This window comes from Streptomyces sp. NPDC004561, assembly GCF_053602155.1.
In genome coordinates, this window is the sequence record NZ_JBSGDB010000045.1 from 1 (window position 1) to 21,765 (window position 21,765).

At 73.0% G+C, this 21,765-nt stretch carries 18 protein-coding genes and 3 pseudogenes; 7 read left to right on the forward strand and 14 right to left on the reverse strand.

Annotation, left to right across the window (positions count from 1 at the left end):
* Positions 1–40: 40 nt before the first annotated feature.
* Positions 41–706: pseudogene (locus ACWEN3_RS08960) on the forward strand (SDR family oxidoreductase); the annotation flags it as partial.
* Between the two features lie 281 nt (positions 707–987).
* On the opposite strand, the gene ACWEN3_RS08965 reads toward ACWEN3_RS08960, so the two are convergent.
* Complete coding sequence (locus ACWEN3_RS08965) at positions 988–2,262, reverse strand: ROK family transcriptional regulator (protein WP_452967541.1); 1,275 nt, start codon at positions 2,260–2,262, stop codon at positions 988–990.
* A gap of 130 nt (positions 2,263–2,392) precedes the next feature.
* On the opposite strand from ACWEN3_RS08965, the gene ACWEN3_RS08970 reads away from it, so the two are divergent.
* Positions 2,393–3,607, forward strand: a complete 1,215-nt coding sequence (locus ACWEN3_RS08970; RefSeq protein WP_452967543.1) for an MFS transporter — start codon at positions 2,393–2,395, stop codon at positions 3,605–3,607.
* Here ACWEN3_RS08970 and ACWEN3_RS08975 read toward each other — a convergent pair.
* Both ACWEN3_RS08975 and ACWEN3_RS08980 read right to left on the reverse strand, forming a co-directional pair.
* A complete protein-coding gene (locus ACWEN3_RS08975) occupies positions 3,567–4,025 on the reverse strand; it encodes an acyl-CoA thioesterase (RefSeq protein WP_452967546.1) in 459 nt (152 codons plus the stop codon). The genes ACWEN3_RS08970 and ACWEN3_RS08975 overlap by 41 nt on opposite strands.
* Positions 4,026–4,123: 98 nt before the next feature.
* A pseudogene (locus ACWEN3_RS08980) lies at positions 4,124–4,357 on the reverse strand (alginate lyase family protein); the annotation flags it as partial.
* 184 nt (positions 4,358–4,541) lie between these two features.
* On the opposite strand from ACWEN3_RS08980, the gene ACWEN3_RS08985 reads away from it, so the two are divergent.
* From ACWEN3_RS08985 to ACWEN3_RS08995, 3 genes are all read left to right on the forward strand, one after another.
* On the forward strand, positions 4,542–5,933 hold the full coding sequence (locus ACWEN3_RS08985) for a uracil-xanthine permease family protein (RefSeq protein WP_452967549.1): 1,392 nt from the start codon (positions 4,542–4,544) through the stop codon (positions 5,931–5,933).
* A 100-nt stretch (positions 5,934–6,033) separates the two neighbouring features.
* Positions 6,034–6,720 (forward strand): DUF5995 family protein, encoded by a 687-nt coding sequence (locus ACWEN3_RS08990; protein WP_452967552.1) that lies wholly within the window; start codon positions 6,034–6,036, stop codon positions 6,718–6,720.
* A 94-nt stretch (positions 6,721–6,814) separates the two neighbouring features.
* Positions 6,815–7,744: an LLM class F420-dependent oxidoreductase gene (locus tag ACWEN3_RS08995; RefSeq protein ID WP_452967555.1), complete on the forward strand. Its 930-nt coding sequence runs from the start codon at positions 6,815–6,817 to the stop codon at positions 7,742–7,744.
* Positions 7,745–7,780: 36 nt separating this feature from the next.
* Here ACWEN3_RS08995 and ACWEN3_RS09000 read toward each other — a convergent pair whose 3' ends face one another.
* Together ACWEN3_RS09000 and ACWEN3_RS09005 are read right to left on the reverse strand one after the other, a co-directional pair.
* Positions 7,781–9,478, reverse strand: a complete 1,698-nt coding sequence (locus ACWEN3_RS09000) for a flavin monoamine oxidase family protein (protein ID WP_452967558.1) — start codon at positions 9,476–9,478, stop codon at positions 7,781–7,783.
* Positions 9,479–9,535: 57 nt separating this feature from the next.
* Positions 9,536–10,324 (reverse strand): carbon-nitrogen hydrolase family protein, encoded by a 789-nt coding sequence (locus tag ACWEN3_RS09005; protein ID WP_452967560.1) that lies wholly within the window; start codon positions 10,322–10,324, stop codon positions 9,536–9,538.
* A gap of 304 nt (positions 10,325–10,628) precedes the next feature.
* Here ACWEN3_RS09005 and ACWEN3_RS09010 point away from each other — a divergent pair.
* Positions 10,629–11,200: pseudogene (locus ACWEN3_RS09010) on the forward strand (Repetin).
* A gap of 6 nt (positions 11,201–11,206) precedes the next feature.
* Here the strand turns inward: ACWEN3_RS09010 and ACWEN3_RS09015 are convergent.
* The 9 genes from ACWEN3_RS09015 to ACWEN3_RS09055 all read right to left on the reverse strand — a co-directional run bounded on the left by ACWEN3_RS09015 (position 11,207) and on the right by ACWEN3_RS09055 (position 20,810).
* Entirely contained in the window at positions 11,207–11,854 is a 648-nt protein-coding gene (locus ACWEN3_RS09015) for a DUF4232 domain-containing protein (protein WP_452967562.1), read from the reverse strand.
* 158 nt (positions 11,855–12,012) lie between these two features.
* Complete coding sequence (locus ACWEN3_RS09020) at positions 12,013–12,393, reverse strand: DUF742 domain-containing protein (protein ID WP_452967565.1); 381 nt, start codon at positions 12,391–12,393, stop codon at positions 12,013–12,015.
* Between the two features lie 7 nt (positions 12,394–12,400).
* On the reverse strand, positions 12,401–12,838 hold the full coding sequence (locus tag ACWEN3_RS09025) for a roadblock/LC7 domain-containing protein (protein ID WP_452967567.1): 438 nt from the start codon (positions 12,836–12,838) through the stop codon (positions 12,401–12,403).
* Positions 12,828–15,245 carry a sensor histidine kinase gene (locus tag ACWEN3_RS09030; protein WP_452967570.1) on the reverse strand — a complete coding sequence of 806 codons (2,418 nt, stop codon included), beginning with the start codon at positions 15,243–15,245 and terminating at the stop codon, positions 12,828–12,830. The genes ACWEN3_RS09025 and ACWEN3_RS09030 overlap by 11 nt, the downstream gene beginning before the upstream one ends.
* Before the next feature lie 95 nt (positions 15,246–15,340).
* Entirely contained in the window at positions 15,341–16,831 is a 1,491-nt protein-coding gene (locus tag ACWEN3_RS09035) for an HAD-IA family hydrolase (RefSeq protein WP_452967612.1), read from the reverse strand.
* Positions 16,832–16,866: 35 nt separating this feature from the next.
* Positions 16,867–17,943, reverse strand: coding sequence for an ABC transporter ATP-binding protein (locus tag ACWEN3_RS09040; RefSeq protein WP_452967573.1), 1,077 nt, complete (start codon positions 17,941–17,943; stop codon positions 16,867–16,869).
* Between the two features lie 4 nt (positions 17,944–17,947).
* Entirely contained in the window at positions 17,948–18,769 is an 822-nt protein-coding gene (locus ACWEN3_RS09045; RefSeq protein WP_452967575.1) for an ABC transporter permease, read from the reverse strand.
* Positions 18,754–19,653 (reverse strand): ABC transporter permease, encoded by a 900-nt coding sequence (locus tag ACWEN3_RS09050; protein WP_452967577.1) that lies wholly within the window; start codon positions 19,651–19,653, stop codon positions 18,754–18,756. Before ACWEN3_RS09050 ends, ACWEN3_RS09045 begins: the two co-directional genes overlap by 16 nt.
* Positions 19,650–20,810: an ABC transporter substrate-binding protein gene (locus ACWEN3_RS09055; RefSeq protein WP_452967580.1), complete on the reverse strand. Its 1,161-nt coding sequence runs from the start codon at positions 20,808–20,810 to the stop codon at positions 19,650–19,652. The genes ACWEN3_RS09050 and ACWEN3_RS09055 overlap by 4 nt, the downstream gene beginning before the upstream one ends.
* Positions 20,811–21,023: 213 nt before the next feature.
* On the opposite strand from ACWEN3_RS09055, the gene ACWEN3_RS09060 reads away from it, so the two are divergent.
* On the forward strand, positions 21,024–21,764 hold the full coding sequence (locus ACWEN3_RS09060) for a GntR family transcriptional regulator (RefSeq protein WP_452967582.1): 741 nt from the start codon (positions 21,024–21,026) through the stop codon (positions 21,762–21,764).
* Position 21,765: the final 1 nt, after the last annotated feature.

Below are 21,765 nucleotides of genomic sequence, written 5' to 3' on the forward strand. Positions count from 1 at the left end.
TTGAGTACCTTCCAGGTTGAGCGTAGACCCACCTTGAGCAGTTCATGTTCGATCCAGACGCGATCCGTTTCGAATTCGGGATCGTCGACAAGGTCTGGACGCCGCGCTCGCGGGGGTGGAGACGGTGGTGCACTGCGCGAGCAGTCCGCGGGGCGGCGACGAGCAGGCGGCGGACCGGCTGATCGAGGCCGCCCGGCGGGCCGGTGTGCGCCATCTGGTCTACATCTCCATCGTCGGCGTCGACCGGGTGCCGTTCGGCTACTACCGGACCAAGCTGGCGGTGGAACGGCGGATCGAGGAGTCGGGGCTCGGCTGGACGATCCTGCGGACGACCCAGTTCCACGATCTGCTGGTGACGGTCTTCCAGGGGCTGGCGCGGCCGCCGTTCATGGCGCTGCCGGCCGGGGTGTCGGACCAGCCGGTGGAGGTGACCGAAGTGGCCGACCGGCTGGCCGAGTTGGCGATCGCGGCACCGGCGGGACGGGTGCCGGACATGGGCGGGCCCGAGGTGCGTACGCTCGACTCGCTGGCCCGCGCCTATCTGCGGGCGGCCGGGAGGCGCCGCGCGGTGGCGAACCTGCCCCTCTTCGGCCGTGCTTACCGCGCCTTCCGCGACGGGGGGCATCTGGCTCCGGAGCGAGCGGTGGGCAAGGGGACGTTCGAGGAATACCTGGCACGCCGTTTCGGATCCGCGGCGAACCGGTAGCCTCCGGCGGTGCGAACAGTGCGTCCTGCGCGTGTCTGGGGCGGCGGTTGGGGTCCTTGCCCAACCGGCTGGCGATCCAGCGGCGCGAACAGCGCTTCCTTCGCTCGCGGGGCAGCGGTTCGGGACCATGCCCGACCGGTCGACGCTCCGGCGGCGCGAACAACTCATCCGGCGCAGCCGACGCGGCGGATCGGGCCCCCGCCCAACCGGTTGGCGATCCAGCGGCGCGAACAGCGCTTCCTTCGCTCGCGGGGCAGCGGTTCGGGTCCACGCCCGACCGGTCAGCGCTCCGGCGGTGCGAACAGTTCGTCCTGCGCCCGGTCGCGGGCCGTCAGCAGCGCGCCGCGCAGCACGGCGGCCCCGCCGAGGGTGCTCGCGCGGACGTCGGTGAGCAGGGGGGACATCCGCCGCAGCCGCTCCTCGACCAGCCCGGCGAGAAGCTCACCCCCCGCCTGCCCGATCTCCCCGCCGAGCACCACGCACCCCGGATCAAGAATGGCGGCGACGGAGGCGGCCCCCACGGCGACCCGATCGGCGAGCGCGTCCAGGAAGCGGCCGGCGGGGGCGGCACCTTCGGCAACGCCCTCGGCTCCACTCGCTCCGGAGCCCGCGGAGCCGGACACCGTGCCGGTCGTGCTCTCGTGCCGTACGGCCTTCGCCCGGTTCACCGCCGTCCGGACCACCTCCGCCGCGCCGGGGCCGTCCGTCATGCCGGTCGGCGGCAGGCCGGACTCCGTCGCCAGGGCGCAGACCGCGGCCGCGCCGACCAGGGAGTGGAAGCCGCCGCCGCAGTCGGTCGCCGAGGGGAGTGAGCCGGTACCGGGTACGGGAAGGAAGCCGATCTCTCCGGTGCCGCCGGAGGCGCCCCGGCGCAGGGTGCCGTCGAGGACGACCGCGGCGCCGACGCCGTGGCCCAGCCAGAGCAGGACGAAGGTGTCCCGGTCGCGGGCGGCGCCCTCGCGCTGTTCGGCCAGGGCGGCCAGGTTGGTCTCGTTCTCCACGGTGACGCGGGCCCCGGGCAGCCGCTCCTGGAGGGCGGCGGCCAGGCTGCGGTGCCAGGCGGGCAGTCCCGCGGAGTCGCGGAGGTCGCCGGTGGCCGGGTCGATGAGGCCGGGCGCGCCGATGCCGACGGTGTGCAGCGGGTCCGCCCCGGCCTCCTTGGCGGTCCGCTCCACCGCGGCCACCACCTGCTCCACGGCGGGCCCGGTCCCGGTGTCCCCGCCGATCGGCACGGACGCCTCGGCGAGCACGCGCCCCACCAGGTCGGAGACCAGCACGAGGACACCCTGGGTGCGCACGTCCAGCGCGGCCAGGTGGGCGCGGTCGGCGACGATGCCGTAGAGCCGTGCGTTGGGGCCCCGGCGGACCTCGCCGGACTCGCCCACGACGGCGATCAGACCGGAGGCGGTGAGCCGTTCGACGAGGTCGGCGACGGTCGGCCGGGACAGCCCCGTCAGCTGCTTCAACTGCCCGGCGGTCAGCGGGCCTTCCTGCTGCAGCAGCCGCAGGGCCTGCCGGTCGTTGATGGCCCGGGCGGTGCTGGGTGATGCGGGCATGACGGGATCCTCCCAGATCGACGGACCCGGCCGCCCGGCTCATGAGACGCTATCTATCAGGCAGGGTCCCTGATAGTTTACGGCGGGACAGTCGGGGGCGAGGTCGGGGAACCTGGGGAGGGACGGGGACATGAGTGACGTGGGTCGCGCGCAGGACGAGGTCAGGCGCGCCCGGTACGCCGTGGCGGCCGTGTTCGCCGTGCACGGCGCCGTCACCGGCACCTTCGCGACCCGGGTGCCGTGGATCCAGGAGCACGCCTCGCTGAGCGCGGGCCAGCTGGGGTTCGCGCTGGCCTTCACCGCCTTCGGCGCCTCGTGCTCGATGCCGCTGGCCGGCCGGATCAGCCACCGCTTCGGCAGCCGTACGGCGCTGCGCGGGCTGATCGCGATGTGGACGCTGTCCCTGGTCCTGCCGTCCCTGGCGCCGAACCTGTACACCCTGTGCCTGGCGATGTTCACCTACGGCGCGAGCGCGGGCATGGCCGACGTGGCGATGAACGCGCTCGGGGTCGAGGTCGAGCGGCTGCTGGGCAGGTCGATCATGTCGGGGCTGCACGGCATGTGGAGCGCGGGGGCGCTGACCGGCTCGGCGGCCGGCACGCTCGCCGCGCACCTCGGCTCGGACGCGCGCCTGCACTTCCTGCTGGCCTCGGCCGTCCTCACCGTGCTCGGCCTGGTCGCCTGCTCCTGGGTGCTGGACGTGCAGCCCGCCGAGGACGAGGAGCCGCCGCCGCGGTTCGCGCTGCCGCCCCGCTCGGCGCTGCTGATCGGCACGGTCGGCTTCTGCGCGGTGTTCGCGGAGGGGGCGAGCCTCGACTGGTCGGCAGTGTTCCTGCGGGACCGGCTGGACAGCTCGGCCGGCCTGGCGGCGGCGTCGACGACCGGGTTCATGCTGACGATGGCCGTGGCGAGGATCGCCGGGGACGCGGTGGTCAACCGGTTCGGCGCGGTCCGTACCGTGCGGGCCGGCGGCTTCCTGGCCGTGCTGGGCGGTGTGCTGATCGTCCTCGCCGGGCATCCGGCGCTCGCGATGTGCGGGTTCGCGTGCATGGGGCTCGGCATCGCGGTGGTCGTACCGCTGTGCTTCGCGGCGGCCGGGCACGCCGGACCCAACCCCAGCCAGGCCATAGCGGGCGTGGCGACCATCACCTACACCTCGGGGCTGATCGCGCCGAGCCTCATCGGCGGGGTGGCCCAGGCGACCAGCCTGGTGGTCTCGTTCTGCGTGGTGACGGCCCTCGCGTCCGGGCTCGCGGTGTTCGCGGGCGTGCTGCGCACGGCCGAGCGCGGGGGCCGCAGGGAGGTCAGTCCGCAGGCCGCAGCAGTTCCCGGCCCGCGGCCCTGAAGGCGTCGCTCCACGGCGCGGGACGCATGGTGGCCGGGTCCAGCCGGACCAGCACCCGGGTGCCCCGGGCGTAGGTCTCGCTCCCGTCGGACGAGCAGAAGCGGAAGCCGTAGGTCAGGCCGGTGGTGCCGAGCCGCTCCAGCCAGAGGTGCACGGCGTAGGTGCCCGGGCGGGTGACCGGCGCCTCGTAGCCGATGCGCAGCTCGCGGACGGCGTTGCAGGCGTCCCCCGCCGCCGCCCAGTCGCCGTCGAAGCGGACGCCGCGCTCGTTCCACAGCTCGGTCCAGGCACGCTCGACCATCAGCGGGTAGCGGGCGTTGTGCAGGAGCCCGAGCGCGTCGAGGTCGTCGAAGTGGACGGTGACGGGGATCAACCGACCGTGGGAGACGAGGGGGGCGGTCGGGACTTCGGCGGTCACGGAAGGGGCTCCTGAGCATCGCTGGCGGGGTGGTGACACCCCCGGGCGCATTCCATACTAAGCGACCGCTCAGCAGCCCCGGCCGGGAAGTCCGCCGCTCAGCCCGCCATCGAGTCCAGCTGCTCGGCGGCGGGCCGCAGCGCCCACAGGTCTCCGCCGGGCGGCGCCTGGAGCCTCGGCACGGCGCCCTTCGCCACCGCGTCCCCCGCCGCGTACCGCAGGAACTCCAGCTCCGGGTGCGGCCAGGCGACGGCGCCGGTCGCGGCGGGCAGCAGCTGGTCGACGGCCCTGGACAGGCGCTGCCCGTCCGCCCCCCGGTAGGCCCACGGGTCCGCTGGAGGCAGCCGCCGCAGCAGGACGGCCGCACGGGATCTTCCACGCATCAGACACTCCGATCATCCGAGGATCGGATATGTGAATGCGGGTCATGTGCAGGACCGTGCGAGCGTAGAGCCGCCAGGTACCCGTGACAATGGTGCGGAACGTCTTCACGTACAGAGAAAGCGAAACCCCACCATGGACCTCGGCGTGCGCTGGCAACTGCACGGAGACGGGCGCACACCCGCGCCCGGCGCGGTGGTACGGCCCGACGAACGGCTCTCCTGGCCCCGCACCGTGGGCCTGGGCGCCCAGCACGTCGTCGCCATGTTCGGCGCCTCCTTCGTGGCGCCCGTGCTCATGGGCCTGGACCCGAACCTGGCGATCATGATGTCGGGCGTGTCGACCGTGATCTTCCTGCTCGCCACCCGCGGCCGCGTGCCCAGCTACCTCGGCTGCTCCCTGTCGTTCGTGGGTGTGGCCGCGGTGATCCGCGCGCAGGGCGGTACGAGCGCCACGGTGACCGGTGCGGTGTTCGTCGTCGGCGTCGCGCTGTTCCTGGTGGGGCTCGCGGTGCAGCGGTTCGGGGCGCGGATCATCCACGCGGCCATGCCGCCGATCGTGACCGGCGCGGTCGTCATGCTGATCGGCTTCAACCTGGCCCCGGTGACGGCGTCCACCTACTGGCCGCAGGACCAGTGGACGGCCCTGCTGGTCATGCTGTTCACCGGCATGTCGGTGGTCTGCCTGCGCGGCTTCTGGTCCCGCATCGCGATCTTCCTGGGCCTGCTCTTCGGCTACTTCGTCTCCTGGCTCTTCGACCGGATCTTCGGCAAGATCCACTCCATGGGGCCGAACGGCAAGGTCACCGACCACTGGCGCCTCGACCTCTCCGGCGTCTCCAAGGCCGACTGGATCGGCCTGCCGCACTTCCACGGGCCGTCCTTCCAGTGGTCCGCGATCCTGGTCGCGCTGCCGGTGGTCATCGCCCTGGTCGCGGAGAACGCGGGTCACGTCAAGGCGGTCGGCGAGATGACCGGCGACCCGCTGGACGACGAGCTCGGTACGGCGATCTCGGCCGACGGCGTCGGCTCCATGCTGTCGACCGCGGTGGGCGGCCCGCCGAACACCACCTACTCCGAGAACATCGGCGTGATGGCCGCGACCCGCGTCTACTCCACGGCCGCCTACTGGGCCGCCGCCGGCTTCGCCCTGCTCTTCGGGCTCTGCCCGAAGTTCGGCGCGATCGTCGCCGCCATCCCGGGCGGTGTCCTCGGCGGCATCACCGTCATCCTCTACGGCATGATCGGCCTGCTCGGCGCCCAGATCTGGCTCAACGCCAAGGTCGATCTGCGCAACCCGCTCAACCTGGTCCCTGCGGCCGCGGGCATCATCATCGGCGTCGGCAACGTGAGCATGAAGTTCAGCAGCAACTTCTCGCTGAGCGGCATCGCCCTCGGCACACTGGTCGTCATCACCGGCTACCACGCGCTGCGCGCCCTCGCCCCGGCCCATCTGAAGAAGCAGGAACCGCTGCTGGACGAGGGCACCTCCAGCTACGACGAGGAGACCCCGCACACCAAGTCGTAGGCGCAGGGCGGCAGGAACGTCCCGGCGCGCGTTCGCCCGTTCCGGCGAAGCACCGGGCCGGTCGCCACGCCGGCCGGCCCCGGGCTGCGACCCTTCCCCCATGACGCAGTCGGAACACGTCACCACGGCCGTCGACGCGGTCGTCTCCCGGATGCGCGCCCTCGCCGCGACGCTGCCCGAGCGGGACGGCGTCGCCGTGTTCAACCGCGTCTACCTCACCGTCACCGAGGAGATCGACCGGCGCCTGGTCGCCGGTGCGTTCCCGGACCCTCGGGCGGCGACGGCGCTGGACACGCGGTTCGCCGAGCGCTACCTGGCGGCGGTCGACGCGGCGGCCGGCGACCGCCGGCCGCCCGCCTGCTGGCGGCCGCTGTTCCAGCTCCGCCGCCATCCCGGCGTGCGGCCGCTCCAGTTCGCGCTGGCGGGCATCAACGCGCACATCGGGCACGACCTGGCGCTCGCCGTGGTGGACACCTGCCGCGTCATCGGCTGCGAACCGGCCGGTCTCGAGGACGACTTCGACCGCGTCGGCGACCTCCTCGTGTCGCTGGAGGAGCGGATCCGCGAGGATCTGATGCCGGGCCCCGACCTGCTGGAGATCGCCGACCCGCTCACCCATCTGCTGGGCTCATGGAGCCTGGAGCGGGCCCGGGACGCCGCCTGGGCGGCGGCGCGGGCGCTGTGGGCGCTGCGCCACTGCGGGGAGATCGCCGACGAGTTCACCGAACGCCTCGACGCGGCGGTGGGGTTCGCCGGGCGGATGCTGCTCACACCGCTCCCCCGCTGAGACGGCTGGATCCACACCCCCGCACCACCCGCGGAACTACGCGGCGAGCACACCGCGTTGATCGACCGGCACCCGATCACAGAGGAGTTGCGACATGGCGACCAGGCTCGGTCTCGGTCTTCCCCAGATGCGGCAGTACTCGATCGGCGCGGACGTCCCGGACGTGGCACGCGCCGCGGAGGACATCGGCTACGACAGCCTGTGGGTCTTCGAGCGGGCCCTGTTCCCCGAACCGGCCACCCAGGGCCTGTACGGCATCGAGGGCCTGCCCTGGCCCGACCAGTACCGGAACGTGGCGGACCCGCTGGTCACCCTCACCCTGGCCGCGACGGCCACGCGACGGGCCCGGCTCGGCACCGGCGTCCTGGTGGCGCCCCTGCGCCTGCCCTTCCAGCTCGCCAAGGCCCTGGCCTCGCTGGACGCGGCGAGCGGCGGCCGGGTGATCGCGGGCCTCGGCACCGGCTGGTCGCTGGACGAGTACGCGGCCGCGGGCGTCCGGCCCTTCGAGGAGCGCGGCCGGGTGCTGGACGAGATCATCGAGGTGTGCCGGGCGGTGTGGGGACCGGACCCGGTGGTGCACGAGGGGCCCACCACGAAGATCGCCTCCGCCGTGGTCGGGCCCAAGCCGGTGCGGCCGATCCCGATCCTGCTGGCCGCGAGCAACGGGCGGGCGCGGCGGCGGCTGGTGGACCACGCCGACGGGTGGCTGCCGGTGGGCACGGGGGCCGAGCAGATCGCCGGCCAGTGGCGCCGGCTGCGGGAGCTGGCCGAGGAGCGCGGACGCACCGAGCCGATCCGGACGGTCCTGCGGGTGAACACGGTCCGCCTGCCCAAGCCCTACGAGGGCGCGGACCGCCGGCCGTTCCAGGGCAGCGTGGACCAGATCGTGGAGGACCTGGTGGACCACGCCGGGATCGGTCTGGAGGAGATGCTCATCGACCTCCAGGGCACCGCGCGGGACGCCCAGGAGCTGAAGGACGTCGCCGCGGAGGTGTTCGAGAAGGCGCGGGCGGCCGGAGTCTGAGGCCGGCCGCCCGCGCCTCGGTCCCTGCTCGCCCGGTCAGTCCTCGGGCAGTTCGACCGGGGCGATCTCGTCGTAGACGTCGCCCGGGCCGGGGTTGGTCGCGTCGGTCGCGCCGCCGAGGTGGTGCATGACGCCCCAGACCGCGTTCAGCGCGGTCTGGATCGCGCCCTCGGCCCAGCCGGCCGTCCAGGAGATGTCGTCGCCGGCGAGGAAGACGCCCCGCTTGTCCTCCGGCAGCCGGTCCTGCATGAAGTGCGTGAACAGGCGCCGCTGGTAGCGGTAGTGGCCGGGCAGGTTGGCCTTGAACGCGCCCATGAAGTAGGGCTCGTTCTCCCAGGAGACGGTCACCGGGTTGCCGATGATGTGCTTCCGGATGTCGACCTTCGGGTAGATCTCGCCGAGCGACTTCAGCATGACCTCCATCCGCTCGTTCGCGGACAGCGGCAGCCACTTCAGGCTGTCGTCGCACCAGGTGTACGACAGGCAGATCACGGCGGGCTTGTCCGGGCCGTCGTCGAGCAGGTAGGTGCCGCGGGTCATGCGGTCGGTGAGCGTCATCGACATGACGTCCCGGCCGGTCTGCTCGTCCTTGTCCAGCCAGAAGGGCCGGTCCACGGGCACGAAGAGCTTCGAGGACTCCATGTAGTGGGTGCGCTCGATCGCCGTCCAGTGGTCGATCGGGAAGAGCGAGTCGTCGCAGGCGATCTTGGACAGCAGCATCCAGGACTGGGCGGTGAAGACGGCCGCCTTGTAGGTGCGGATGTCGCCGTTCGCGTCGGTGACGGTGATCTGGTTGCCCGCGGTGCGGTGCAGCCGGGTCACGGCCGGGCGCGGCTCGCCGTCCACGTGCAGGGACCGCAGCGAGGTGCTGTAGGGCCAGTGGACGATCTTCTGCGGCTCGCGCTCCCACAGGCGCAGCGGCAGTTGCTGGGAGCCGCCGACGATGCCGCGGTGGTGGTCGTCGGCCTCGGTGTAGACGACTCGGAGGATCTCCAGGATGGAGTTCGGGAAGTCGGTGTCCCAGCCGCCGGTGCCGAAGCCGACCTGGCCGAAGATCTCGCGGTGCCGGAAGGACTTGAATGCCTCGGAGTCGCAGAGGAAGCCGTAGAAGGTCTGGTTGTCGAGCTTCTCGACCAGCTTCGCCCAGATCTCGCGGATGCGCGGCACGTCCCGCTCGCGCATGGCGCGGTTCATGTCGGAGAAGTCGGCGCCCTCTTCGAGGCACTTGTTCCAGGCCTCGGCGACGTCCCGGTACACCTGGGGCAGGTCGTCGACGGTCTCGGCGTAGTGCGACTCGCCCTTGAGGTCGACCACGGTCGAGGGGGTGGCCTCGGCCAGCGGGTTCGGGAAGGGCCGGGTCTCCAGGCCCACCATGTCGATGTAGTGCTGGAGGGCGGTGGATGACGGCGGGAAGCGCATCGCGCCCATCTCGGCGGTCAGCGACTCGTCGCAGCCCTCGAAGCCGACCGTGCGCAGCCGGCCGCCGATCTGGTCGGCCTCGTAGACGACGGGCTTGAGGCCCATCTTCATCAGCTCGTAGGCGGCGACGATGCCGGACAGACCGCCGCCGATGATCGCGACCTCGGTGCCGAGCTCGGTCGCGGGTATCTGGCCGAGGCCCGCCGGGTGCGCGAGGAAGTCGTCGTAGGCGTAGGGGAAGTCCGGGCCGAACATGGTGATCGGCGGCTGCTGCTCGTCGGTGTGCTCGACGGCGTTGGGCACCGTGGACGTCATGGGGTACGGACTCCTTGCGCGACAGAACTCGGGGGAGGATCGGGGAAGTTCAGGGGGTCAGCTGAGCGACCCGTACAGACCGGGACGGCGGTCCTTCAGGTACGGGTTGGCCTCGCGGGAGGCGGCGAGGAGGGCGGGGTCGACGTCGGCGACGACCAGTTCCTCGCCGCGGCCGGCGCGGGTGCGGGCGATCCCGTCCGGCCCGGCGAGGGCGGAGAGCCCGAAGAACTCGAACTCGCCCTCCTGGCCGACCCGGTTGACGTACGCGATGTACATCTGGTTCTCCCAGGCGCGTACCGGCACCATCGACTCGGCGACGATCTGGAACGGATGCATGTTCGCCGTCGGCACGACGAGCAGGTCGGTGCCGGCCAGGGCGTGGGCCCGGACGTTCTCCGGGAACTCGACGTCGTAGCAGATCATCAGGCCGACGGTCAGGCCGTTCAGCTCGGCCTGGACGACCGGCTGCTCGCCCGGGGTGAAGTGGTCGCGCTCGGCGCATCCGAAGAGGTGGGTCTTGCGGTAGTTCGCGAGCCGGATGCCGTCGGCGGAGATCAGCTGTGCGGAGTTGTGGACGGTCTCGCCGTCGCGCTCCGGGTAGCCGTAGGCGATGGCCACGCCGTGCCGGGTGGCGGTCTCGGCGATCGCGTCCGCGGCGTCGCCGTCGGCGGGCTCGGCGAGGCGGCCGATGGCGTCGCCGATCGCGTAGCCGGTCAGGAACATCTCCGGTGCGGCCAGCAGCGCGGCGCCCGCGGCGGCGGCACGGCCCGCGGCATCGTCGAGGACCTTGAGGTTCTCGGCGACGGAGCCGGGGCGGCCGGAGCTCTGGAGCAGGGCGGTGCGCATGCGGGATCCTCACCGGAAGCGAAGTTTGGGGGCCAGAAAGAAGGTACGGTCGCCGCGCTCGGCCGGACAAGAAGGAGCCGTTGCGCGCCCCTGCGCGCTTCGTTGCGTGAGAGGGGCGCCGGACGGCGATTCGTTGCGTGTCCACGGGCGCGCTTCTGGTCCTCCCTGAGGCGCGGGTGACGGACGGGGCTCCCCGCCGGACGGGGGAGGCAGGGTGCCGCCTGTGGAGCGATGTGCCCGGGCGGCCGTCCCAGGAGAGTGGTGATCGTTCGCCGCACGCACTCCACCTGGGGAAAGGACCACCATGAAGCGCCGTACGAAGATCGCCGCATGCACCTTCGCCGCCGCCCTGCTGATCACCGCCGGTACGGCCGGGGCGGCGCTGGCCTCGGGGGGCGGAGCGCACCATCCGCAGCCGGGCGCGCACCACGCTCAGCGCGAGGCCGCCGCCCTGACGGGCAGGGCCAAGCTGTACCGGTCGGCGGGGGACGACATCACCTTCGCCTTCGACGCGCACCTGGCCGCGAAGGACACCGCGGACCCGCTGAGGGCGACCGGGACGTTCGAGTGGAGCCACCACTCCCCCCACCTGAACGGCAGGGCGAAGGCCGAGGTGGACTGCCTGGTGACGGCGGCAAGGTGGCGGTGGTGTCCGGGGTGATCACGGAGTCCGACCACCCCGGGTGGGTGGGCCACCGGGTGGGCGTCACCGTGCACGACACCGGGAGGGTGGACCGGCTCGGCTACAGCTGGGCCGCGACGGAGGACGAGATCGGGCCGGCGGACCTGCCCCGGTGTGTGTCCTCCGCCCCGTTCGAGAAGGTGAAGGAGGGCACGGGTGACTTCACGGTCGTGCCCTGGCGTCCGCGGCTCTAGAGCCGCCTACTTGCCGGTGCCGACCGGGTCGACGGTGATGGCGGGGCCGCTGCCGTCGGAGACGGGGACGTTGATGCGGACGGCCAGGGTGTGGGGGTGGGTCTCGGCGGGCGGGGTGACGACGAGGCTGGTGAAGGTCTCCCCGCTGCCGCCGGAGTCGTTCGGCGGGTAGTGCAGGGTGAAGCGGGTCTCCTGCCCCGGCCTGACGCTGACCAGCGGCGCGGCGAGCCCGCTCCGCCTGGCGCTGACGGTGCCGTCCTTGCTCTTCAGGTCGGCGCCGGGGAAGCCCTTGAGGGTGCAGGTGGCCGGGCCGGTGTTCCTCAGGTTGACGATGAGGGTGCCCTCGGCCATCCCGCCGGAGGTGCTGAACGCCAGCCGGGAGGTCGTGCAGGCACGGGAGGCGCTGCCCCCGGCCGACGCGCCGGCGCCCGAGCTCGACTTTCCGGCGGCGGCGCTCCCACCGGCCGACGTGCCGCTGCCGTCGCTGCCCCGGGAGGCGGAGCCTTGGGCGGAGGAGGGCTGGGAGCCGGCGCTCGGGGCGGAGGAGCCGTTCGTGCCGGAGGCGTTGTCGTCACTGCCCTGGCAGGCGGTGAGCGACAGGCCGGCGACTGCGGCGACGGCGACGGCGAGCAACGAGAGCTTCTGAACGCGCATGATTCCCCTTCGGCGGTACGGGTGACGTGCCGCTCCAGGAGACCCCGACGGTGCTCGCCCCGTTCCGGCCGGCACCGCTTGCGTACGTGCCTGTGACAAACAGGCGGTGCTGTTACCGGAAAGATTTGCCGAACCGGTGGACCTTTCCGGTCGCAGCACTAGATCTCGCGCAGCCGGTCCACGATCTCGCGCAGCAGCCCGGGGTCGGCGCTCGGCCCGCTGACCGGGAGGCGGCGGGGCGCGTCGATGCGGATCAGGCCCGCCTCGGCGAGGTCGCCGAGCAGCACCCGGACGACGGTCAGGGGCAGGTCCGCGTCCGCGGCCAGCTCCGCGACGGGGCGCGGGCCGCGCCGGACCAGCTCCAGGAGGGCGGCCTGGGCATGGTCGACGCCGGTCCCGGGCGCGTCCGTGTCCAGCGCGGTGACCCGGGACATCAGGTCGATGGCGTGCCGCTCCGAGGGCCGGGTGCGGCCCCGGGTCACCGTGTAGGGGCGCACCATGGACCCGGTCTCGTCCTCGTACCAGTGCTCGTCGCTCACCGCGGGATCATGGGGTGGTGCGGGCGGCGGCGTCCAGGTGACGGCCTAGGCGGCGGACGAGCAGGGCCATCTCGTGGGCGAGCTGGCCGACGTCGGTCCGGGCCTCGCTGAGGACCGCGAGCCGGCTGCCGTGCCCGGCCGGGGTGATGAACAGATAGGCCTCGTCGAGCATCACCATGGTCTGCCGCACCTCTCCGGCCGCGAACCGCTCCCCCGCCGACCGGGCCAGGCCGTGGAAGCCGGAGCAGACGGCGGCCAGGTGCTCGATGTCCCGGCGGCGCATGCCGTCGGAGCTGCTGAGGGGAAGGCCGTCGGCGGTGAGCAGCACGGCCTGGCGGACGTGGTCGGTGCGGGCCACGAGGTCGTCCAGCAGCCAGCCGAGGTCCGTGCCGGGTGCTCCGGCGGGTACGGCGGGCTGTTCCGGGGTCTGGTCGTCACCGTGCATCGTCGGTGTCCGTCCCTTCGTCGGCGTGGGTGGTCACGGCGTCGGTGATCGTCTCGTCCGCGTCGGTCGTCGTGTCGTCGTGCGCGGGCAGTCCCTTGCGGCCGCGGTCGAGTCCGCGCTGGAACGCGCCGAAGATCGCCCGCATCTCCTCGGCGCCCACCTCCCGGCCGCCCGCGCTCTCCCGCGGCGCCGGCTCCTCCCGCAGCTCCGGCACGAGAGAGGCCTGCCGCACCCGCGTGGGCAGGGCGGGGGCGGTGCGCGCTTCCGGGGCAGGCGACGGTTCGGGCACCGCCCGCGTCCGTCGGCCGGCCGGCTGCTCCTGGCGGGCCGGAGCGGTCTCGCGCCTCCTGGACGGCAGGGGCTCAGCAGGCACTTCGTGGGGGTCGGCGCCGGGTGCGAGGGCGGTCCGGCTCCTTGTCGGCAGCTGCCGTACGACGGCGCTGTCCTCGGCCGGCCGCTGGGCTCGCGCCCGTGCCGGACCGGTCGCCGCGGCCGGCTGGACCTCCGCGAGGAGTGCCTGCGGCAGAAGCACCACGGCGGTCGTGCCCCCGTAGGGCGAGTCACGGAGGCTGATCTCGATGCCGTGGCGGGCGGCGAGGCGGCCGACGACGTAGAGGCCGAGCCGGTCGTGCCGAGTGGGGTCGAAGGCGTCGGGGTCGGTGAGGGTCCGCTGGGCCTCGGCGCGCACCTCGGCGTCGAGGCCGAGCCCGCGGTCGTCGATCTCCAGGACGAAGCCGCTGCCGGCCTGCCCGGTGCGCAGGGTGACCTGGGTGTGCGGCGGCGAGAACACCGTGGCGTTCTCCAGGAGTTCGGCGATCAGGTGCACCACGTCGGCGACCGCGTCCGCCGCGACGCCGACCTCGGGCATCGGCGGCACGGCCACGCGCGCGTAGTCCTCGATCTCGCCGACGGCGGAGGCGACGACGTCCGCGACCGGAACGGGTCGGCGCCAGCGGCGGCCGGGTGTCGCGCCGGAGAGGATGATCAGGCTCTCGGCGTGCCGCCGCATGCGCGTGGTCAGGTGGTCGATGCGGAACAGCTCGCGCAGGACGTCGGGGTCGTCGGTGCGCCGCTCCAGCGTGTCCACGAGCTTCAGCTGCCGGTGCACCAGCGCCTGGTTCCGGCGCGCGATGTTGAGCAGCACCGCGAACAGTCCCCGGCGCAGGCCGGCCTGCTTCACGGCGGCCTCGACGGCGGCGAGCCGCGCGGTGTTGAACGACCGGCCGACCTGCCCGATCTCGTCGTCACGCACCTCGTCGGCGGCGAGCGGAGGCGCCGCGGCGACCGCGTCGACCTCCTCGCCCGCGCCCAGCCGCCGCATGACGTCGGGAAGTTGGCGTGTGGTCAGGACGTCGGCGGCGTCCCGCAGGGTCTCCAGACGGCGGGAGATGCGCCGGGCGCCGCGCACGGCGAACCACAGCGACAGCGCGACGGCGGCCAGCCCGACCGCGCCGACGACGGCCGCCTTGGTCAGCTCACGGTAGGCGAACGCCCGTCCGCGTGCGGCGGAGTTCTCGGCGGACTTCGTGCACAGCTGCATGTACCGCCGCACGGCCCGGTCGGTGGTGGAGCGCCAGGTGTCCGCCGCGACGGCCCGCGCGGCCCCGCCGGCACCGGACCGCAGCAGCGCGTCCTCGCCGCCCACCAGCGAGCGGTACAGGCTCCCGTGCTGGAAGTCCTCGAACAGGGCCCGGGAGTCGGCGGGCAGGTCCGGGACGTACGTCCGCTCGAAGACGCGCCGGTCCTCGATGGTCGCGGTCAGCATGCCGTACTGCGCGCCGGTCAGGGTGCCGGCCGCCCGCGCCCCGGCGACCAGCGCGTCCTCCCGGGAGACGAACTCCCGCACCCGGACCAGCTCGATGACGACCTGTGACTCGCGGGCGAGCTGCCCTGCCTGCAGGGCGGTGAGCGTGGACTGCACGTCGAAGCCGGGTTCGACCAGTGCGCTGTACTCGTCGACCGCCCGGTCCCAGGTGATCTCCCGGGAGAGCACCCGCTGGCGCAGCCCGTCCAGCTTCCCGGCGGCGACGACCACGGCGTCCAGCGCCTGCTGCTGCCGTACGGTGAGCCGGCTCCGGTCGCCGCCCCGGACCGCCTGCCGCATGGCGTCGACGGCCTGGTCGGTACGCCGCTGCTGCCCGAGGAGCTGGGCGGCGGTGGCCGTGTCGAGGCGGGAGCCGAGGTAGGCCGCGGACATCCGGCGCTCGATCTGGATCTGACCGATCGCCGTGTCCACGGGGGTGCCGAAGTCCTGGTACACCCCCTGGAGCCGGATCAGCGCCCGGAGTTCGGCGGTGACGGACACCATGGCGAAGCTCCACAGGGCCATCAGGGCGACGGCCGGGGCGAGCGCGAGCGCCACGATCCGGGAGCGGACGGTGGTGGGACGGCCGAGGGGCCAGCGCATGAAGGACCTGCCGGTGTTACCAGTCGGTAGCGAGTGCGGCACAACCTACGGGACGGTCACCCCGTACCGCAATGGTGACCTGCGGTAACCCCAGGTCACCTCGGCGGCAGCGCAAAGGTGGTGAGGACCGCCGCGTGGTCGGAGGGCCAGTCGTTGTCCGCCACGTCCGGCCAGGGGCGCGGGCTGCCGGTGACGACGGTCCGCGCGTCCAGCACGGTCAGGCCCCGGTGCAGGACGAAGTCGATCCGGTCCTGCGGCTCCGGTCGACCGCTGCCGTCCTCGTGCACCGGGTGGATCGGCGACCAGGTGTGCCCGGGTTCGGCGGCGGGGTCGGGGTGCGCCTGCCGGTAGGAGTCGGCGAGGCCCGCCTCCTCGGCCGCCTTCGTCACCGGCCACTCCACATCCGGCCGGTCCAGGTGCGAGGGGCAGTTGAAGTCGCCGACGAGCACGACCGGGACCCCCTCGGACGAGGACTCGCCGATCCGGCGCAGCGCGTCCCGCATCTGCGCGAGCCGCACCTCCTCGTGGGCGATCAGCTCGGCCGCCGGCAGCCCGTCGAAGGCGGACTCGTACGGCCCGTACGGCGTGTAGTGCAGGTGGGCGGTCCACACGTCGACCTCGCGGCCGGGCGCCACGGCGACGCGGACGCCCGCGGCTCCGTAGAAGCCGACCTCGGGGTCGCCGAAGCGGGCGGTGATCGGGTGACGGCTGAGCACGCCGAGGTTCTCGCCGGCCCTGTGGTGGTGCCAGCCGAGGGCGTCGGCCAGCTCCTGGGCCGCGACGCCGGCGGTCTCCTGGAGCCCGACGACGTCCGCGCCGCTCTCCAGGAGGACCTTGAGCTGCTTGGCCCGGTGGTCGTCGACCATCCCGCCGCCCAGCCACAGGTTCCAGCTCATCACGGTCAGTTCGGGTGCGACCATGCGGCTCAGCTCCTCCGGGGTGACGCCTGCCAGCGTATCCCGCACGGTCCGGCCGGGCGCGGCGCCGATCGGGGCGAGGGACGGCACGGCGAGCACGGCGCACCCGGCGGCCTCGGCGGAGGCCACACCGGTCTCGGTGTCCTCGACGGCCACACAGGCCGCCGGGTCGACGCCGAGGGCGCGGCAGGCGGCGAGGTAGGGATCGGGGGCGGGCTTGGTGCGGGCGGTGTCGTCGGCGGTGACGGAGGCCGCGAACCGGTGGGCGCCGAGGGCGTCGAGGACGACGTCGGCGACCGCGCGCGGGGAGGCCGTGACCAGGGCGGTGGGGATGCCCGCGGCGGCCACCGCGTCCAGCAGGTCGAGGGCGCCGGGGCGGGGCACGATCCCGGTGCGGACGCGCTCGGCGAACTCGCGGTGCAGGTCGGCGGCGAGGTCCGCGTCCGCCCGTCCGGTGGCCGCGCCGAGCCAGGCCGCGGTGTGCTCGACCGGGCGGCCGAGCACGTCCGGCTGGTCCGCCTCGGTCAGCGGGCGCCCGGCGACCTGCTCGACCGCCTCCCACCACAGGCGCTCGGTGTCCACGAGCGTGCCGTCCATGTCGAACAGGACGGCCTGCGGCGGCCGGGCCGGGGTGTGGGGGTGCGGACGGGCGGGGGCGTAGGGGGGCACCCGTCGTTCGTGGGGGGTCACGTGGGAGTCATTCCTCATTTCTGGGTACGTTCGGCCACGAGCACGGGGCGCTCCGGCAGCGACACGGCGACGGAGGATCCGGCGCCGAGCCCGGTGGCCTCGTGCGCGGGCAGGTCGGCCTTGGCCTCGGTGCCGTCGGCGAGCCGTACGGTGAGGCGGACGACCGCGCCGAGGAAGGCGGTGGCGACGACCCGGGCGCTGCCCTGTTCGTCGACGCGCACCTGGACGGCCTCGGGCCGCACCAGCACGTCCACCGCGCCGTCCGGCACCTCGCCGTCGGCGGGCAGCCGCTGACCGAGGACCTCGACCGTGCCGTCCGTCAGCTCGCCGGGGAGCCGGCTCATGGTGCCGACGAACTCGGCGACGAACGCGGTCGCGGGGCGGCCGTACAACTCGGCCGGGTCGGCGCACTGTTCGAGCCGTCCGTCGCGCATCACGGCGACCCGGTCGGCGACCGACAGGGCCTCCTCCTGGTCGTGGGTGACGAAGAGGGTGGTGATGCCGAGTTCCTGCTGGAGCCGGCGGATCTCCTCGCGCAGGGTGAGCCGCACCTTGGCGTCGAGCGCGGACAGCGGCTCGTCGAGCAGCAGGACGCGCGGGCGCAGGGCGAGGGCGCGGGCGAGCGCGATGCGCTGCTGCTGCCCGCCGGAGAGCTGGTGCGGGTACCGGGGCCCCTTGTCGCCGAGGCCGACCAGCTCCAGCAACTCGGCGGCGCGGGCGCGCCGTTCGGCCGTACGCACGCCTCGCATGCGCAGTCCGAAGGCGACGTTGTCGACGGCGCTCAGGTGCGGGAAGAGGCTGTACGACTGGAAGACCATTCCGGCGTCCCTGCGGTGGGCCGGGACACGGGTGACGTCCTCGCCGTCCACCAGCACGGCGCCGGAGTCGGGGTGTTCGAACCCGGCGAGCATGCGCAGCGCGGTGGTCTTGCCGCAGCCGGACGGGCCGAGCAGGGCCAGGAACTCCCCTGGCCGGACGGTCAGGTCGAGTCCGTCGAGGGCGACGGTGGCCCCGAACTCGCGCCGCAGACCCCGGAATTCGACGGTCGCGGCCTTCTCGGTGGTGGCCTTCTCAAGCGTGGTGGCGGTCATGGTGTCATCCCCGGGAAGGAGCGGTTCGGGCGCGTCCGCCGCCGGCACCGGCGAGCGCGAGGAGCAGGGCCCAGGTGACGAGCAGGCTGAGCACGGACACGGCGACGGACATCTGGGCCTGGTCGCCGCCGATGTTGTAGATCCACACGGCGAAGGGCTGGTAGCCGAGCAGCTGGGCGACGGTGAACTCGCCGAGGACCAGCGCCAGCGTGAGGAAGGACGCGTTCAGCAGCGCCCCGCGCAGATTGGGCAGTACGGCGCGCACCAGCGCCTGGGGCCAGGAGGCGCCGCAACTGCGGGCGGCCTCGACGAGGGTGCGGACGTCGATGGCCCGCAGGCCCGCGTCCAGCGCCCGGTACACGAACGGCAGCGCCATCACGACGTACGCGAGGACGAGCACGACCGGGAAGTCCGGGTTCTGGATCGCGACGAACGTCTGGAACAGCGGTGTGCGGGACAGGTGGTCCGGGCCCCACTTCAGCACGGTCACGATGCCGGCGACGAACGCGATCGGCGGTACGACCAGCGGCAGCGAGCAGACCACCTCGACCACCGGCCGCAGCCGGGGTGCGCCGAGCCGGAGCGCGACCACCGCGGGCACCATCAGCAGCAGGACGACCGCGATGGTGGCCACGGCCAGCTCCAGCGAGAGAAGCAGGCTGGAGAGGAAGCCGTCGGTGGACAGGATCCTGGTGTAGGCGTCGAAGGTGACGCCGTGGCCGGGCACGTCGACGGTGAACACGACGGAGGCGGCGAGCGGCACCAGGAAGTACAGGGCGGCGAGGCCGAGGACGGCCCACCGCCAGGGGGTCAGGCGTCGAGCCATCGGGCGCTCCGGCGTTGCAGGGGCAGGTACACGGCCATCACCAGGCCGGCCACCAGGACCATGTCGAGGCTGAGGGCGAGCGCGACGTTCTCCTGGCCGACCAGTACGTTGCCGGACAGGGCGTCGGCGATCTGCAGTGTGACCAGCGGGACCGCGCTGCCGACCATGGCCGCCGCGGTGGCGTAGGCGGCGAAGGCGCTGCCGAACAGCAGGACCAGGCCGCCGAGCAGCGAGGGCGCCAGCACGGGCAGGGCCACGTGCCGCCAGTACTGCACTCCGGTGGCCCCGTTGTTCAGCGCGGCCTCCCGCCACTGGGTGCGCAGGCCGTCGAGCGCGGGGGTGATGGTGAGGACCATGAGCGGGATCAGGAAGTACAGGTAGACGAGGACCAGGCCGGAGAAGCTGTAGAGGTCCCAGCCGTGGTCCTTCAGGCCCAGGTGCACCGTCAGGACGCCCGCGTTGCCGAGGGTGGCGACGAAGGCGAAGGCGAGCGGCACACCGCCGAAGTTGGCGAGCACGCCGGAGGCGGTCAGCACGGCCTCGCGCAGTGCCCGGGAGCGGGAGCTGACCACGGCCTGCGCGAGCGGCAGCCCGAGCAGGGCGCCGAGCACGGCGGAGATCGCGGACAGCTTGACGCTGCCGAGCAGGGCGGTGAGGTACGGGCCCTGCAGCGAGGTCGTCATGTTGGCGCCGGTGTAGGACGTGGCGCCGGAGGTGGCGTCCTTGACCGTGAAGGCGCCGTTCAGGATGGCGAGGGCGGGCAGGCCGAAGGCGATGGCGGTGAACACCAGCAGCGGCACCACGGCGAGCCAGCCGGGGGCGCGGCGCCGCCGCTTCGCCGAAGCGACGGGCGCCACGTCCGCGCGCGGGAGGGCGGTGGTCATCCGGAGACGGCCTTACCCCAGCCCTCGGCGATGACCGTCTTGGCCTTGCTCTGCTGGTCCTCGGTCGGGAAGGAGGGCGTGCCGGTGACCTTGGGGAGCTTGGCGGCGGCCGTCTTGTCGAGGGTGCCGGCCGTCTCCATGGAGGTCATCAGCGCCGGGCGGGCGTAGCCCTTGAGCCACAGGTTCTGGCCCTCGGCGCTGTACAGGTACTCCTGCCACAGGCGGGCGGCCGCCGGGTGCGGGGCGTCCTTGTTGATGGCCTGGGAGTAGTACTGGGCGTACTGGCCGTCGCTCGGGATGGCGACCTTCCAGTCGACGCCCTTGGACCTGAACTCGTCGGCGTAACCGGCGTTCAGGTAGTCCCAGTCGATCGAGATGGGCGTCTCGCCCTTCTCGACGGTGGCCGGGGTGGACTCGACGGGCGTGTAGTTGCCGCTCTTCTTCAGCTTGGCGAAGAAGTCCAGGCCGGGCTGGATGTTGCCGAAGGAGCCGCCGTTCGCGAGGGCGGCCGCGTAGACGCCGCCGAAGGCCGAGCCGGACTTGGTGGGGTTGCCGTTCAGCGCGACCTGGCCCTTGTACTGGGGCTTGAGGAGGTCCTTGAAGGAGGCCGGGCACTCCTTGACGCGCTTGTCGTCGCAGCCGATGGAGATGTAGCCGCCGTAGTCGTTGAACCAGCGGGCCTGCGGGTCCTTCTGGCCGGCGGGGATGTCGGCGAAGGAGGTCACCTTGTAGGGCGCGAGCAGGCCCTGCTGGGCGGCGCTGAGGGCGAAGGAGCTGCCGAGGTCGAGGACGTCGGGGGCGCGGTCCTGGCCCTTGCGGGAGGTGACGGCGTTGATCTCGTCCTGGCTGGAGCCGTCGGGGCTCTCGTCCTGGATCTTGATGCCGTACTTCTTCTGGAAGCCGTCGATGAGGGCGCCGTAGTTCGCCCAGTCGCGGGGCACCGCGATGATGTGCAGCGTGCCCTCCTTCTTGGCCGCCTTGACCAGGGCGTCCATGCCGCCGAAGTCGGCCGCGGAGGCGGCGGTGGCGGCGTTCTTGCCGTCCTTGGTGGTGGTCGACGCGTTGTCGGGGGCGGCGCCGCAGGCGCTCAGCGCGAGTGCGGCGACGACGGCGAGGGAGCCGCCGAGGACGGCGTTTCTCGGCAGGGACACGGTCACGGTCTCTCCAGGGGTGCACACGAGGGTTGAGGCAGAGCGGAGAACTTGTCTGAACAAGTTGCGTCACAGTACGCCCGCTCACGGTGTCCTGTCTGTAAACGGGACCGAAACTTTGGGCCCTGGTTGGCTGCACAATCCAGACCGTTGCAGATCACGCTCAGGTCTCGATTAGGCTGGTCACGCTGTGCACAGCGACCTGAGCAGAGGGGAAGCATGACGGCGCGACACGAGGAGATCGCCGACGAGCTGCGGCGCGCCATCGACCGCGAGCAGTACACGGTCGGCAGCCGCCTGCCCTCGGAGTCGGAGCTGGCCGCGCACTACGGCGTCTCGCGCGGCACGGTCCGGCAGGCGGTCGCGGCGCTCACCGCCGAGGGCCTGATCGGCTCACGGCAGGGCGCCCGGCGTGTCGTGCTCGCCAGCCGGCGCAGCCAGAGCTTCGAGGAACTGCGCAGCTTCGCCCAGTGGGCCCGCGCCATGGGCCGCGAGGCCACGGGCCACGTGGTGTCGCAGGAGTACCGCCCGGCCACCCACGAGGACGGGGTACGCCTCCAACTGCCCCTCGGCACCCCGGTGTTGCATGTGCTGCGGGTCCGCGGCCTGGACGGCGAGCCGGTGCTCCTGGAACGTACGGTCTACGCCGACTGGATCTCGCCCGCGGTCGAGGCCATCGAGCCGGAGTGCCCCTCGGTCACCCATCGGCTGTACGACGACACGGGGCTGGTCTTCGCGTACGGGGAGCACGTGATCGACGCGGTCTCCGCCGGCGCGCAGGACGCCGAGCTGCTGGGCGTCCGCCGCACGAGTCCGCTGCTGCGGGTGCGGCGGGTGACGACGACCCGCGAGGGCAGGCCGGTGGAGTGGTCCGACGACCGCTACCGTTCGGACGCGGTGAGCTTCAGTGTGCACAACTCCATCGGGAACAACGCGCTCGCCCGCAAGACGGCGGAGTGAG

Excerpts from the sequence above, each read along its gene's own strand:
- ACWEN3_RS08965 (WP_452967541.1), bottom strand. The coding sequence starts at position 2,262 with ATGCCCGCATCACCCAGCACCGCCCGGGCCATCAACGACCGGCAGGCC.
- ACWEN3_RS08970 (WP_452967543.1), top strand. The coding sequence starts at position 2,393 with ATGAGTGACGTGGGTCGCGCGCAGGACGAGGTCAGGCGCGCCCGGTAC.
- ACWEN3_RS08985 (WP_452967549.1), top strand. The coding sequence starts at position 4,542 with ATGGACCTCGGCGTGCGCTGGCAACTGCACGGAGACGGGCGCACACCC.
- ACWEN3_RS08990 (WP_452967552.1), top strand. The coding sequence starts at position 6,034 with ATGACGCAGTCGGAACACGTCACCACGGCCGTCGACGCGGTCGTCTCC.
- ACWEN3_RS08995 (WP_452967555.1), top strand. The coding sequence starts at position 6,815 with ATGGCGACCAGGCTCGGTCTCGGTCTTCCCCAGATGCGGCAGTACTCG.
- ACWEN3_RS09000 (WP_452967558.1), bottom strand. The coding sequence starts at position 9,478 with ATGACGTCCACGGTGCCCAACGCCGTCGAGCACACCGACGAGCAGCAG.
- ACWEN3_RS09005 (WP_452967560.1), bottom strand. The coding sequence starts at position 10,324 with ATGCGCACCGCCCTGCTCCAGAGCTCCGGCCGCCCCGGCTCCGTCGCC.
- ACWEN3_RS09015 (WP_452967562.1), bottom strand. The coding sequence starts at position 11,854 with ATGCGCGTTCAGAAGCTCTCGTTGCTCGCCGTCGCCGTCGCCGCAGTC.
- ACWEN3_RS09025 (WP_452967567.1), bottom strand. The coding sequence starts at position 12,838 with ATGCACGGTGACGACCAGACCCCGGAACAGCCCGCCGTACCCGCCGGA.
- ACWEN3_RS09030 (WP_452967570.1), bottom strand. The coding sequence starts at position 15,245 with ATGCGCTGGCCCCTCGGCCGTCCCACCACCGTCCGCTCCCGGATCGTG.
- ACWEN3_RS09040 (WP_452967573.1), bottom strand. The coding sequence starts at position 17,943 with ATGACCGCCACCACGCTTGAGAAGGCCACCACCGAGAAGGCCGCGACC.
- ACWEN3_RS09045 (WP_452967575.1), bottom strand. The coding sequence starts at position 18,769 with ATGGCTCGACGCCTGACCCCCTGGCGGTGGGCCGTCCTCGGCCTCGCC.
- ACWEN3_RS09050 (WP_452967577.1), bottom strand. The coding sequence starts at position 19,653 with ATGACCACCGCCCTCCCGCGCGCGGACGTGGCGCCCGTCGCTTCGGCG.
- ACWEN3_RS09060 (WP_452967582.1), top strand. The coding sequence starts at position 21,024 with ATGACGGCGCGACACGAGGAGATCGCCGACGAGCTGCGGCGCGCCATC.